The organism is Loigolactobacillus backii, from assembly GCF_001663675.1.
GTDB classification, from domain to species: Bacteria; Bacillota; Bacilli; order Lactobacillales; family Lactobacillaceae; genus Loigolactobacillus; species Loigolactobacillus backii.
The window spans coordinates 1303313-1317812 of record NZ_CP014873.1; the positions used below are offsets into that span (position 1 = coordinate 1303313).

The following is a 14500-nucleotide window of genomic DNA, read 5'->3' on the forward strand; positions in this document are numbered from 1 at the left end:
ATGGCACCGGAGATTGTTTTTGGAAAAAAAGACCCGGCAATTCAGTATAAAAAACGAATTGGTGCGTATATTGTTATCCCTGATGTAAGTGAAGAAAATATTCTTGTCGTATCACCACCGAATAAAACATTTTTACTTCCTGGAGGCGGTATTGAAGCCGGCGAAGATGATATTGCAACTATTTCGCGGGAACTCATTGAAGAAGTTGGCGGTACTATCACCATTAATTGTTATCTGGGTGCGGCTAGTGAATACTTCTATTCAACTTTTCGGCACAGTGGCTATTATCATCCGGCCCACTTTTATTCTGGCAAAAATTTTGTGAAAATTCAGGAACCCTTGGAAGGCGACTTTAATCGGATTTCTTGGATGCCAGTTAAAGAGGCGCAGCAAAAGCTAAAGCGACCAACTCACCGCTGGGCAGTTAAGCAGTGGCTTCAGCGCCCTAGAAACACTTTCAAGGACACGTTCTAATCTGAAGTGTGGATTAGGGTACCATTTAAGATATGTTGTTGAAAACTGTCATAGGTCTCAGCAAAGAGATTATCAGTTGTTTCTGCCAACATTTCTTTGGGAAAGAAGAAGCGCTCATCACCAGTAAATTTACCGCTAATTGCCGCAACAATATCACTTAAGGTTGATAATTCAATCAAGCTACCATCGGGTTGACTAATCTCAATTTGGGTCTTTGGATTGGCTGCTTTTGGATTGTACGCATCATAAGGCAAGTCAAAACTATTGTTGATTGCAGTGTAATAATTAGCGTCATAACCGACGGCGGCGACCTTCTTTTGCAAAATTGGGACTAAATCCTTGGTGTCCTCAGTTACTTGCGCCGATTTTAATGGGCGCCGATTTAAAAAGCGGTAGGCTAAATCACTGAGAATTGGGTCACTGGAATCCTGCCAATGAATAAAGTAAGTGGTTAGCACCCCATCATCTAATTTTAGATAATCCGCTAAGGTGAAATCATCTTCAAGAAATGGAACTAATAGGTGCGGAATAAAGCTTTCACTTAGAGCATGACGATCATAAAGTAATTTAGCTCGTTTGAGTAAATGTTCTAAGATAACTTCCATGGAACGAGAAACAGGGTGAAAGTAGACCTGCATATACATCTGGAAGCGACTAAGGATGTAGTCCTCAACTGCGTGCATCCCTTCCATTGAGAAAGTAATCCCATCTTTATAAGGTTGCATGACCCGTAAGATGCGGGTGAGGTCAAACTTACCGTATTCAGTTCCGGTATGGTAAGCATCCCGCAGTAAATAATCCATTCGATCAGCGTCGATTTGGCTTGAGATCATTTGAACAACTTGTGGATTAGGGTAGTCATGCGTGATGACACTGGCCACTTGTTCGGGAAAATCTGGGCTAACTCGGCGCAAAACGTGGTTAACTTCAGTTTCTGGAGAAGTCAGGATGGCTACAGTAATTTGCTCATGATTAGTGTGAAAAATATGTTCAAAAGTATGTGAATAGGGGCCATGGCCAATATCGTGAAGTAAAGCGGCGCATAAAACGACTAAGCGTTCTGAGTCGTCCCACAGCCCATCACCAGGTTCTTGGCTAGGAAAATTGCGGGCAAAATTATCACAGATTTGGCGGGCAATTTCGTAAACACCAAGTGAGTGACCAAAGCGACTATGTTCAGCACCATGAAAGGTAAATGAGGCCGTTCCTAATTGCTTAATTCGGCGTAAGCGTTGAAATTCCTTAGTATCTATTAAATCTAGAATGACACGGTGTTGGATGTGAATATAATTGTGAACAGGATCGCGAAAAACCTTTTCTCGTTTTAGTAGTTGGTTACGATAAGACATTTGAATAACTCCTTTGATTGATCTTTGTTTTCATTATACCTGTCTAGAATAAATTTGGCTTTAAGCATTTATTAATAAAGGTTAGCTTTCTTTGGCAAAGGTTGTTAAATGACTTATAATATTCACAAAGTCTAAATAAAGAAGGTTATAAGTCATGGATTTATCAACTGGTTTACCAATTGCAATTCATCTAGAAACATTTGTAACTCAAGATGATGAAGAAACGCAACACGTTTTTGATGAAGCCGGCCAACTGGTAAAAATGGGTCAAACATTATATATTCGCTATAAGGAAACTTCTGAAGATGATGGCTCCTTAATTCCAGTCACACTTAAGGTGGAGCCTGAAGGTGACGTTAAGCTAACTCGTGGTGATCGAGAAAGTGGCCAACAGTTGCATCTACGTTTTAGTCGTAATACACGCTTAGTCGCTCACTACCAAACCCCATACGGCACTATTCCAATTGAGACAATTACGCCGCGGTTGAATATTCGGGTTAAAGAACAGCCAGTATCTGGTGAAATCTACATTGAGTACCAATTATTTGCTCAAAATGAACATTTAGGTGATTATCGGCTGCGGTTGGTTTTCACTGCTTAGAGTGTTTAAAGAGAGTATTGTTGATGTTTTTCTGGAAGAACTAATGTAAACGTGTTTGACTTGCTAATTTTAATAAAAGAGTGTATGCTATCGGTTAGACTGCTGAAAGGACGTGTACCTGTTGGAACTCGACGTTTTTAAAGGACAAAAGAAAAATGAATTATCAATGATCGAAGTGGCACATGCTATTTTAGAGCAAAAGGGTGATGTCTTACCATTTGCCGATTTAGTAAATGCTATTCAAGGTTATCTTGGTGAGACTGATGCTGAGGTTAGAGACCGTTTATCACAATTCTATACGGATTTAAACGTTGATGGCAGCTTTATTTCGTTGGGCGAAAACGTTTGGGGTCTACGTTCATGGTACCCATTCGATTCAGTCGATGAAGAAGTGAATCATCCAGAAGATGATGAAGATCAGCCACAACGTAAGCGGCGTAAGAAGGTTAACGCCTTTCTTGCTGACGTCAATGATGACGATGATGTAATCGATTATAATAATGATGATCCAGAAGATGACGATTCTGACCTCGATGATGAGGCTGAATACGTTGACAATGATGATGCAACTGATGCAGCAGTTACACCAAAGCATTTAACGTCTGATCTTGATGATGTTGACGCGGACGATGATGATGCAGATACTGGCCTCCCAGACGGTATGGAAGGTGAATTATCTGAATTCAACGTTGATGCGGATGATGATTCGGATTCAGCTGACTTCAGTGCTGATGATGACGATGATACAGATGACGACGATGATGATGAATAATTAAGTAAAGATAGACGAGGAAGTGGGACAAAAGTCGGTTTTGGTCCAGACTTTTGGCGCATATTCTAGCGTAATATCCGGAAACAATAAGCGGCTGGGATAAAATTCCTAGCCGCTTTTATTACTCTAGAACGTGTGTCCAGACTTTTGTCCCACCCGTCATTTTTTGATAAACATGCCCATTTTTAACACTTTGGACTTGACGCTATTTTGATTTCCATGTATTATATTGCTTGGGCGCTTTACAGGTCTTATCTGTAAAGCCAACGGAACGGTTAGTAAGCTCCCTGTTCATTTGAATAGGGAGCTTATTTTTGTTTTTTGGTGAAAACCGGGTTTGTGGATCCCGCAGAAAAAATTTAAAGGAGTTTTGATATGACCAAGTATATCTTTGTAACAGGCGGCGTTGTTTCTTCACTAGGTAAAGGTATTGTAGCAGCTTCACTTGGACGTCTTCTAAAAAACAGAGGTTTGAAAGTAACGATTCAAAAATTTGATCCTTACATCAACATTGATCCCGGCACGATGAATCCATACCAACACGGGGAAGTTTTTGTTACTGATGATGGTGCCGAAACTGATCTTGATCTTGGTCACTACGAGCGTTTTATTGATGAAGATTTAAATCAATATTCTAACGTGACTACTGGTAAGATTTACAGTGAAGTTTTACAAAAAGAACGTAATGGCGATTATTTAGGCGCCACGGTTCAGGTAATCCCGCATATTACTGATGCTTTAAAGGAAAAAATTATGCGGGCAGCAACAACAACTGATTCAGATATTATCATTACCGAAATTGGTGGGACAGTCGGTGATATTGAATCCCTACCTTTCATTGAAGCAATTCGGCAGATGAAGGCCGATGTTGGTCGCGATAATGTTTTGTACGTCCATGCGACATTGATTCCTTATTTACGGGCGGCTGGTGAAATGAAAACTAAGCCAACCCAGCATTCGGTTAATGAATTACGGGGGATGGGGGTTCAACCAGACGTTTTGGTTGTTCGTTCTGAAAAACCAATTACGCAAGAAATGCGTAATAAAATTGCTTTATTCTGTGATGTTGACCCTGAGGCTGTTATCGAATCCTTAGATGTTGATACACTTTATCAAATTCCGCTTAATTTACAGGCACAAAATATGGATGATATTGTTTTAAAACATTTTAAGATGACGGCACCTAAGGCCGATATGTCTGCATGGAGCGCACTAAATGATAAAGTTCATAATTTGAAGAAGACAACTAAAATTGCTTTAGTTGGTAAATATGTTGAATTAAAAGATGCGTATATTTCAGTTGTTGAGGCATTAGAACACGCTGGCTATGCCTTTGATACTGATGTTCAAGTTGAGCGGATTAACGCTGAAAACGTTAATGACGATAATGTTGCGTCCATCTTAAAAGATGCCGATGGCTTATTGGTTCCTGGTGGTTTTGGCGATCGTGGCTTGGAAGGTAAAATTGCGTCAATCAAATACGCCCGGGAAAATAATTTACCATTTTTAGGTATCTGTTTAGGCATGCAAATGGCCTGCGTTGAATTTGCCCGGAATGTTGCTGGTCTAAAGGATGCCGGCTCATCCGAAACGCGTCCTGATTCAACGGAACCCGTTATTGATTTAATGCCTGATCAAAACGCGGAAGAAAACCTTGGTGGCACTTTGCGTTTAGGTCTATATCCTTGTAAGTTAAAACCAGGTTCAGTTGCGGCACAGGCGTATAATAATGTTCCTGAAATCCAAGAACGTCATCGCCACCGTTATGAATTTAACAACAAATACCGCCAGCTATTGGCTGACAAAGGTTTAGTTTTCTCTGGGGTTTCACCTGATGATCGTTTGGTTGAAATCGTTGAATTACCACAAAATGACTTCTTTGTTGCTTGTCAGTATCATCCGGAATTTATTTCCCGCCCAACTCGTCCAGAGGGCCTGTACAAAGCATTTATTAAAACGGCTAGTCATAGTTAAACCATAGTAAAGTTTAAGATTTACAGTAAGAACTTGCCTTTTGGTTAACGACTATGTCAAAATATTTAAGGAGGGGCTGGACTTCCAGCCCCTTTGCTGTATCCAGATCTTCGTGTTGTACTATTATGTGATGGCAACCGGCTAAATTTTTGTTGTATCGTCAAATATTTGTTAAATAAACGGAGATTTTCAAAAAAATGAGCGCAATTTGTGAGAATTTACTAACCAATTGAGATAAGCTATTGTATTTTTACAGTTCTTTCTTTATTATTGAAATGATTATAATTGAAGTGAGGAAAGCAAAGTATGAAGAAAATGAGGATCATGGGCGGAAAACCGTTATCCGGTGAAGTAACCATCGGCGGTGCTAAAAATAGTACTGTTGCGCTGATTCCGGCTGCAATTTTAGCCGATACACCGGTAACGCTTGACGGCGTGCCGGACATAAAAGACGTGCACAATTTAATGTCAATTCTAAAGTCAATGCAGGTTTCTTCAAAGTTTGAAGGTGACGTACTGACAATCGACCCAACCCATATTTTGCCAACACCACTTCCTAACGGTCGGATAAAGAGCCTGCGGGCATCATATTATTTTATGGGTGCATTGCTGGGTAAATTTGGTGAGGCGATTGTTGGGCTCCCAGGTGGCGATGATATTGGTCCCCGACCAATAGACCAGCACATTAAGGGTTTTGAGGCTCTGGGCGCACAAGTAACTAATGAACATGGTGCAATGTACATTAAAGCGCCTGATGAAGGGCTACATGGTGCCCGTATCTTTTTAGATATGGTTTCCGTTGGCGCAACAATTAACGTTATTCTAGCGGCCGTTAAGGCTAAAGGAAAAACAATTATCGAAAATGCTGCTAAAGAACCAGAGATTATTGATTTGGCGACTTTTTTAAATAACATGGGCGCTAATATCAGGGGTGTCGGCACGGACACTATCCGAATTGAAGGCGTGGATCATCTGGCCGCGCATAATTCCCATACGATCATCCCTGATCGAATTGAGGCCGGAACATATTTAGCAATGGCGGCCGCTGCCGGTGATGGGGTTCTGGTTAAAAATATTATTGTTGAACATTTGGATGCGTTTCTTGCCAAAATGGAAGAAATGGGCGTCCAGCTGGATTATTATGAAGATAGTATTTTTGTTCATCCAACCAAGTCATTAAAGATGGTTCAAATTAAAACTGCACCGTACCCAGGTTTTGCCACTGATTTGCAGCAGCCGATTACACCTTTAATGCTCAAAGCAAAGGGTGAAGGGCTAATTGTTGATACAATTTACCCTAAGCGGGTTAAGCACGTACCTGAATTGATTCGAATGGGTGCGGATATTACAATTGAAAATGATGTTATTATTTTGCACCATGCTGATCAGTTATCCGGGGCCGAAGTGTCGGCCGATGAAATTCGTGCCGGCGCTTGCTTGATGACGGCTGGTTTAATGGCAAAGGGTGTCACAACGATTTATAACGTTGATAATATTTTGCGTGGCTATGATCGTGTTGTTAGTAAACTTCGTGGCCTAGGTGCCCAAGTTGAAATTATTGATGACGTTAAGTCTGCATCGGCAAGTTAAGTATAAATTTAAATAATTAAGAGAGTGAGACAAGGAATGACTGAATTTCGATGAAGATCAAGCGAAATCAGTTTTTACCGATTAGTTCGGTGAAATTGTTTAGCTCTCTTTTTAAGTGAAAAGAAAGCAGGGTTGAAATGAGCGACTTTTTGACCATGGGTGAATTAGAAAATCGAACACTAAAGGAAATCTATCAATTCGCGCGGGATTTTAAAATTCCTTATTATAGTCAAATGAATAAGAAAGAACTCTCCTTGGCCGTCCTACGAGCACAGGCTAAAAAGCAAGGATTCGTGTCGATGGAGGGCGTTTTGGAGATTGTTAGCAGTGAAGGATTTGGGTTCTTACGACCAATTAATTATGGTCCTTCACAAGAGGATATCTATATTTCAGCATCGCAGATTCGCCGTTTTGGATTAAGAACTGGTGACAAGGTAGTTGGCCGTGCGCGGCCACCTAAGGCCTCCGAACGTTATTATGGCCTGATGCACGTCGACACAGTTAACGGAAAAGATCCTGAGGAGGCCAAGGCAAGGCCCCATTTTCCAGCCTTAACTGCACTTTATCCGCAGCAACAGCTTAAGGTAACGACAACCCCACAGCAACTTGCTACACGATTAATTGATACGTTTGCCCCAATTGGATTTGGTCAGCGTGGGCTAATCGTTGCCCCACCGAAGGCCGGAAAGACAAGTTTACTTAAAGCGATAGCAAATGGTATCGCCAAAAATTATCCGGATGCTTATTTGATTGTATTGCTAATTGATGAACGACCTGAAGAAGTGACGGATATTGAACGTTCGGTTAAGGGTGATGTTGTTTCTTCGACTTTTGATCAGCAACCCCAAAATCACGCGCGAGTCTCTGAGCTAGTGTTGGAGCGTGCTGAACGCCTAGTGGAAGATAAACAAGATGTTGTTATTTTACTAGATTCTATAACTCGATTGACACGGGCCTATAATTTAACGACACCTTCTAGTGGGCGAACGTTATCCGGAGGTCTTGATCCAGCGGCCTTTTTCCGGCCAAAACGGTTCTTTGGTGCGGCGCGTAACATTGAAGAAGGTGGCAGCCTAACAATTATAGCAACTGCTTTGGTTGATACGGGAAGTCGAATGGATGACGTTATTTATGAGGAATTTAAAGGAACCGGCAATTTAGAGTTACACCTATCCCGTGAATTATCGGAGCGCCGAGTTTTCCCAGCACTTGATCTTAAACAATCAGGTACACGTAAAGAGGAGTTATTAATCTCCAAAGCACAATTAGAAGATGTTTGGCGGCTTCGGCGTTCAATGTCTGGTGACGCACTGGATTATACGAGCCAGTTATTAGGCTTTCTTAAAAAGACGAAAACCAATGCTGAATTTTTCCAGCAACTTAATAAATTAGAATTAAGAAAAAATAATAATCGAAATTTGCGGCACTAATTGCAAATTAAGTTTGACCATGTTATTATTTACTAGTTGCATTAGGCTAAATATTATCTCTGTCTCGCAGGCTCGTTTACGGGTATGATTCAGGGCAAAGGAGCGAAAGATTATGAAACAAGGAATTCATCCAGATTATCATTCAGTTGTCTTTCAAGATTCAACAACTGGATTCAAATTCTTATCTGGTTCAACAAAGACATCCGATCAAACAGTTGAATGGGAAGATGGTAACACTTACCCATTAATCTTGGTCGAAATTTCTTCTGATTCTCATCCATTCTACACTGGTAAGCAGAAGTTCACGCAAGCCGATGGCGCAGTGGATCGTTTCAACAAGAAATATGGCTTTGCCGATCAGAATGCGGCACCAAAACAAGACGATTAATAAGCTTGAATATTTCAAAAAAGGCTATGAACTTTCCCGGCAGTGTGACTGTTCGGAAAGTTTGTAGCCTTTTTAGTTATTTATAAATTGCTTTAAACTCGATTATTGAAAATAAAAGTCTTAAATAATGAGCTTAAAATCAGGCTGGAGTGCGGTATACTAAAGATACTTAAAGTGTAGTGATATACTTTAAGTTCACACATTAACTTACACTCTAAAAAAGTTCCCCCAAACTTTCCGTCGCTCGTTTGTGACGGTTTTTTATACAACTTTAAGGTAAATATAAATTTTATCAAAAAAGTGTGGGGGAAGTATACTCTATTGGGCGTACGAAAATACGTTATTTTATTAGCAATGTATAATAGTGACACTAATCACTGGAGTAAGCACAGGAAAGCTATTTTTCCAAATACTTTCTAATTTAAAAAACACTGACCAGCCGTTAGACGTAAGATCTAATGGTTGGTCAGTGATTTTTTACTATTTTTTTTGCTTCCGGGCCAGCCGGAGCGGCCCAGTGCTGCGCCAGACCCAAATTAAGTTTACAAATTCCAAGATTGATGTTGATAGAAAAACACCACCATAACCAAATGCGCCGGAGATACTAGATCCTAATAATGGTCCAACTACTTGACCCATTGATTGGAATGATTGATTATAACTAAAAATTCGGCCGGCAACGGTGTGCGGTGAGTATTTAGCCAATAAGGTTTGAACGGCGGGTAATAACGCAGCGTCGGAAATACCCACTAATAAGCGTAGTGCACCTAGCTGCCAAACATTACGGACAAAGGTTTGTGGTATGTAAACACACATTGCAAAAATTAGGCCAACGATTAGGATTCGTTCCGTACCAATTCGGTCACCGAGCTTACCAAACTGAGGGGCCGCAAAGAGCGTAGCGATTCCGGGTAGTGAGGCGATAATGCCGCTAACCAGCGCAACGTTTCCGTGGTAGTGCATTAGTTGCCGGACAAACAGACTAAGGATTGGACTAATCGAATTATTGGCCGCCTGGATAATCATAGTTGTAATAAACATACCAATAATGACGTGCGGAAACTTAAGTTCATGAAAAATTTGTTTGGCCGGTAATTGCTTTGCTTTTTCAACTGGTGTAAAAGTTTCGTGAACAAAGAACAAACAGAGAAAAAAGACCGTGGCGAGCAAACCACCAGTGATGAAGAAAGTAAGCCGATAGCCAAACGATCCGGCAATTGTGCCACCAAGTAGTGGTCCTAGCATCATTCCGGATACGCTACCGGTGGTTAAAGTTCCCAGCGCCTGGCCACTTTTTTCGCGGGGGGCCGAAGTTGCAATAAGCGCATTGGCGTTACTAATAAAGCCGGAAAAAACACCCTGAAGTGCACGTAGCGCGATTAATTCATAAACGTTACTAACTAGGCCCATTGCGGCAAGAACAATTGCCATTCCGGCCGAGGCTCGCAGCAACATCAACTTACGACCTTTTTGATCGGCCAATTGGCCCCACCATGGCGAAATAACTGCCGTTACAAGGTAAGTGGATGAATAGGTCAAACCACTCCAAAAGTTGAGTTGTAAAGTGGAAAATTTACCTAATGTATCAATATAAAGTGACATAAATGGTAGCACTAGGCTGAAGCCCATGCCCGCCATAAAACAACCAAACCAAAGAATGAATAAATTTTGGCGCCACTCAGGACGCCTTGGTCGCTTAGTTACTGTCTGTTCCAAAGTCGAACCTCCTTAGTTTTTAAATGATTATTGTAGTTTGTGTGCCCTTTCAACGCCAATCCAAAATTTATCTGAACAAGTTTAATAAAGTGCCGCCACGTAATTATCAACACGATTGTTAAAACTAGTTATTTAGAAAATCTCAAAAGACATTTAGGGATTACGATTACGCCACAGATTGAAGATTATTGGTGCCACGTTTAAGCTAAATTTGACCAGAAAAATATTAGCAAGAATAATTTTCAAATAAACCCAGCACGTTCAAGCTAAATTGAGTTACGAATATAAAAATAGTATTGCGCCGCAACTTGGTTTGTTACTAATTATTTGTGTAAACACGATAAAAACATTATAAGCCATCTTACCACTAAATGCTTTTGGTAATTCATTATTAAATTAATTAAGTTTAAAATCAGTAATTGTTAAATTCTATCCAAGTTGATTAGTTTTACTTTATTAAAAGGTGGTGCTCTGGTAGTATAAGGGCAAGTTACTTGATGTTAAAGGAGGTTTTATTATGCTATGGATTATCGTAATTGTTATTGTGTTGGCAATCATAGCCGCAGGTAGTTATATTGGCTTTTACAATAGCATTGTACGCACACATAATTGGACTGATGAAGCTTGGAGTCAGATCGACGTCCAGCTCAAACGGCGGAATGATTTAATTCCTAATTTAGTGGAGACAGTTAAGGGTTACGCTAAACACGAACAGAAGACACTAACGGACGTCATTGATAAGCGTAACCAGTTGGCAACGGTGCCTGCAGCTAATCACGAACAAACTATGGCCGCATCAAATCAATTAAGTGATTCTTTGAAGGGTATTTTTGCACTTTCTGAGAGTTACCCTGATTTGAAGGCCAATCAGCAATTCGGTCAGTTAATGGAAGAACTTTCAAATACTGAGAATAAGCTTGCCTATTCACGGCAACTTTATAACTCTAGTGCAGTTAATTACAACAATAAAATTCAAACATTTCCGGGTAATATTATTGCACCAATTCATAATTTTTCAAAAATAAATTACCTTGAAACACCTAGTGATGAAAAAAAGGCGCCTAAAGTTTCGTTTAACGATTAAAAAGGTGGGCAAGCTAAATGTTATATCAGCAAATTGCGCAGAATAAACGAAAGACCTGGCTCGTTATGCTTAGCTTCTTTTGTTTACTGCTTATCATTGGGGCTGCGGTCGGCTATGCTTTTTTCTCAAGTAGTCTGCCGGGAATTGTTTTGGCGGCTATCGTTGCTGCCATTTATATTACCGTAATGGTCGGTAATTCAACTGGAGTCGTCATGGGTCTCAATCACGCCCGCGAGGTTACTGACACTGAGCAGTACCCGCAACTATGGCATATTGTTGAAGATATGGCCATGGTTGCACGGGTACCAATGCCACGAGTATTTATTGTGACTGATTCGAGTCCCAATGCATTTGCTACCGGTAATGACCCGAAACACGCTGCCGTGGCCGTCACAACTGGTTTGTTGGCTATGATGGATCGTGAGGAATTGGAAGGCGTTATTGGCCATGAGATTTCGCATATTCGAAATTATGATATTCGCTTGGCCACGATTGCCATGGCCTTGACCGCTGCTATCTCGTTATTGGTTAACATTGGAATGCGCTCCTTTTGGTGGGGCGGTGGCCGCCGGCGAAGTCGTAATAATAACGAAGGTAATTCGGGGCAGATTATTTTATTAATTGGCTCAATCGTTGTTGTTATCTTGGCGCCAATAGCGGCAAGTCTTGTTCAAATGGCCTTGTCGCGTAATCGGGAATACTTAGCGGATGCTTCTAGCGTTGAATTAACGCGTAATCCAACGGGCCTAATTACGGCGCTACAAAAAATTGGTAATAGCAAGCCGATGAAACAGGCGGATTCGGCTAGTGCCGCTCTTTATATTGCTGATCCATTTAAAGAAAAACGTTCATTGACGCATTTATTTACAACACATCCGCCAATTGAACAGCGAATTAATCGTTTGGAACATTTATAAATTGGGAGTGTAACAAAAGTCGGTTTTGGGTTTACTGCGTAACGTAAGCTAATCCAATAACCGTACTATGGTTATTGAATTAGCTTACGTTACGCAGTAAACCCGGACTTCTGGCGTACGTTCTAGAACAATGTTCGGAAATAAAAAGGAGGTTAGGACTTTTTGTTCCAGCCTCAATTTACCCTTTTTAACGTACGTGATCATTGAAACATTTGTAGCTATAAAAAAGGTTGTGGTCAAATTAATTTTTGACACAACCTTTTCTTCTAATTTCGTAGTAAAATAAGGTAGATAGATCAGTTGTTTTAGTTGTGTGGGTGGGGTGAGATTATGAGTGCAGATATTATTTATATCCATTTAGAAACGGTTTCTAATTTGATTTTATCCTATGGGATTAGTCTGCAGGACTTTGCTGGCGCATTAAAGCGCCTGCCTAGCCACTTGTTGTTATTAACGGCAGTGGACCCAAACGATAATGTTGATTCACATACAGGTTTTAATGTTATTGGTGGTACTGATGATATTTTAGACTACTTTGATGATCGCAAAATAACGGTTCATAAATGGATTGATTTCGAACAATCACTTTATTTAGAACAGCTAACGCCAATTGAAGTGTCGCAACTACTCTATTTAGGGCACGCTTATACACATTTGGAATCACCTTTTTATTATAAGTTACAAAATAATTACGTTTATTTAACTTTGCCTGATCAAACGGTAAAGACATATTATCGCTATTTAGAACAATTTTACCGAGTACTCAATCGGAGTCTTAAGCGACATTTACAGGAACAATTACCTGAGGCCCGTTTTCTATTTAGACGGCGGTCAACGATTCCGAATATTGATCCAATAATTTTAAAACAACTTCAGCCGCTCTTTATTGACGGGGCACTTTTTTCTTTTGAAGAAATCGGGTTTTTACAAAAAGAAATTCACATTCCAATTTATGGTTTAACCGGGCGGTTTAGAGCCGTTAACGATGCCTGGACCAATAACGTTCAAGAGAAGGTTGCCGAGCTGATTTATGATCAATCACTACAGAAATGGCGATTATCAGTTTTTAATGAGGCCGCATTTTCTAGTCAAGGTTTGTTTTAGTGTTTTAGTGTGTGGGGGATAGTTTATGCAAATTTACTTAATTTATGGTGGTCATAGTGCCGAGCATGAAATTTCAATTGCTTCGGCATTTGCTGTAACACAGGCCATTGATTATCAACAATATTCAGTTATTCCAATCTATATTTCAAAGGATGGCTTGTGGTTACAGGGGCCAGAACTATTTGCGCCTGTTCGGCAGCAACTTAATTTACAACTTAAGCAGGGACTTACTTCGCGCTTGAGCGAACAAAAAAAATCCAGTGGGATACCTTTTAAATTTGACCGTTTCAAAGCGGCCGATGCAATTATTTTTCCGCTAGTCCAAGGCAAGAATGGTGAGGACGGTAAATTGCAGGGATTATTAGAAACGTTACGGGTTCCCTACGTCGGTGATGGCGTTCTTGCTAGTGCGGTGGGGATGGATAAAATTGCTAGTAAGATGATTTTTCAGCAAATCAATTTGCCCCAGGTTCCTTACGTTGCTGTCTTGAAAAATAACTGGCTAGCCAATTCTGAGGTGATTTTGACCCGGGCGGAAGGCTCTTTACTTTACCCAATGTACGTTAAGCCGGCTAACAGTGGTTCTAGTGTCGGCATTAGCCAAGTTGCTAACCGGGATGAATTGGTTGAAGCAATCAAGGTAGCTTTTCGGTACGATCAGCGAATTTTGATTGAGCAAGGAATTGAGGCACGGGAACTTGAAGTCGGTTTACTTGGAAATGGTAAAATTGATGTAACCCCGGCCGGCGAGATTATGAAGGATGGCCTCTTTTTTGACTATAGCAGTAAATTTGCAACGAAAAGGCCAACACTAGCTATTCCTGCAGATATTGATTCGAAAACGCAACAGGCAATGCAGGATTATGCTAAAAGGGCATTTGCAATTATTGGTGGTCACGGTTTGGCACGTTGTGACTTTTTCTTAACCGCTAATGGTGATGTTTTTTTAAATGAAATTAATACCGTTCTTGATTTATCAACCGATGCTATGTTTCCTCGATTATGGCAAGCGGCAGGAATGTCCTTTGCACAATTAGTGGAAGAATTACTAGAATTAGCCTTAGAAAAGTTTCGGCAACAACCAAATCAAAAGAAATAGGA

General features: G+C 40.5%; 13 protein-coding genes. 11 read left to right on the forward strand and 2 right to left on the reverse strand.

Features of this window, described 5'->3' with window-relative positions:
* Complete coding sequence (locus AYR53_RS05660; RefSeq protein ID WP_068281174.1) at window positions 1–474, forward strand: NUDIX hydrolase; 474 nt, start codon at window positions 1–3, stop codon at window positions 472–474.
* On the opposite strand, the gene AYR53_RS05665 is transcribed toward AYR53_RS05660, so the two are convergent.
* Entirely contained in the window at window positions 471–1823 is a 1353-nt protein-coding gene (locus AYR53_RS05665) for an HD domain-containing protein (protein ID WP_068225571.1), read from the reverse strand. The two genes, AYR53_RS05660 and AYR53_RS05665, sit on opposite strands and share 4 nt — an antisense overlap.
* Window positions 1824–1977: 154 nt before the next feature.
* On the opposite strand from AYR53_RS05665, the gene AYR53_RS05670 reads away from it, so the two are divergent.
* The 6 genes from AYR53_RS05670 to AYR53_RS05695 all read left to right on the forward strand — a co-directional run bounded on the left by AYR53_RS05670 (window position 1978) and on the right by AYR53_RS05695 (window position 8578).
* On the forward strand, window positions 1978–2424 hold the full coding sequence (locus tag AYR53_RS05670; RefSeq protein WP_068225570.1) for a YwiB family protein: 447 nt from the start codon (window positions 1978–1980) through the stop codon (window positions 2422–2424).
* Between the two features lie 121 nt (window positions 2425–2545).
* Entirely contained in the window at window positions 2546–3196 is a 651-nt protein-coding gene (rpoE, locus tag AYR53_RS05675; RefSeq protein WP_068281173.1) for a DNA-directed RNA polymerase subunit delta, read from the forward strand.
* Between the two features lie 375 nt (window positions 3197–3571).
* Window positions 3572–5170: a CTP synthase gene (locus AYR53_RS05680; RefSeq protein ID WP_068225568.1), complete on the forward strand. Its 1599-nt coding sequence runs from the start codon at window positions 3572–3574 to the stop codon at window positions 5168–5170.
* A 306-nt stretch (window positions 5171–5476) separates the two neighbouring features.
* Window positions 5477–6760 carry a UDP-N-acetylglucosamine 1-carboxyvinyltransferase gene (locus tag AYR53_RS05685; RefSeq protein WP_068225567.1) on the forward strand — a complete coding sequence of 428 codons (1284 nt, stop codon included), beginning with the start codon at window positions 5477–5479 and terminating at the stop codon, window positions 6758–6760.
* 137 nt (window positions 6761–6897) lie between these two features.
* The gene (gene rho / locus AYR53_RS05690; RefSeq protein ID WP_068225566.1) at window positions 6898–8190 is read left to right on the forward strand and encodes a transcription termination factor Rho; all 1293 of its coding nucleotides are present in this window, start codon (window positions 6898–6900) and stop codon (window positions 8188–8190) included.
* A gap of 112 nt (window positions 8191–8302) precedes the next feature.
* Window positions 8303–8578 (forward strand): type B 50S ribosomal protein L31, encoded by a 276-nt coding sequence (locus AYR53_RS05695; protein WP_068225565.1) that lies wholly within the window; start codon window positions 8303–8305, stop codon window positions 8576–8578.
* Window positions 8579–9058: 480 nt separating this feature from the next.
* Here the strand turns inward: AYR53_RS05695 and AYR53_RS05700 are convergent, their stop codons facing one another.
* A complete protein-coding gene (locus AYR53_RS05700; RefSeq protein WP_068281172.1) occupies window positions 9059–10294 on the reverse strand; it encodes a multidrug efflux MFS transporter in 1236 nt (411 codons plus the stop codon).
* A gap of 517 nt (window positions 10295–10811) precedes the next feature.
* Here AYR53_RS05700 and AYR53_RS05705 point away from each other — a divergent pair.
* The 4 genes from AYR53_RS05705 to AYR53_RS05720 all read left to right on the forward strand — a co-directional run bounded on the left by AYR53_RS05705 (window position 10812) and on the right by AYR53_RS05720 (window position 14498).
* The gene (locus AYR53_RS05705; RefSeq protein ID WP_068225563.1) at window positions 10812–11378 is read left to right on the forward strand and encodes a LemA family protein; all 567 of its coding nucleotides are present in this window, start codon (window positions 10812–10814) and stop codon (window positions 11376–11378) included.
* A gap of 17 nt (window positions 11379–11395) precedes the next feature.
* Window positions 11396–12295 carry a zinc metalloprotease HtpX gene (htpX, locus tag AYR53_RS05710; protein ID WP_068281171.1) on the forward strand — a complete coding sequence of 300 codons (900 nt, stop codon included), beginning with the start codon at window positions 11396–11398 and terminating at the stop codon, window positions 12293–12295.
* 330 nt (window positions 12296–12625) lie between these two features.
* The gene (locus tag AYR53_RS05715; RefSeq protein ID WP_068225560.1) at window positions 12626–13399 is read left to right on the forward strand and encodes a hypothetical protein; all 774 of its coding nucleotides are present in this window, start codon (window positions 12626–12628) and stop codon (window positions 13397–13399) included.
* A gap of 25 nt (window positions 13400–13424) precedes the next feature.
* Window positions 13425–14498, forward strand: coding sequence for a D-alanine--D-alanine ligase family protein (locus AYR53_RS05720; RefSeq protein ID WP_068281170.1), 1074 nt, complete (start codon window positions 13425–13427; stop codon window positions 14496–14498).
* Window positions 14499–14500: the final 2 nt, after the last annotated feature.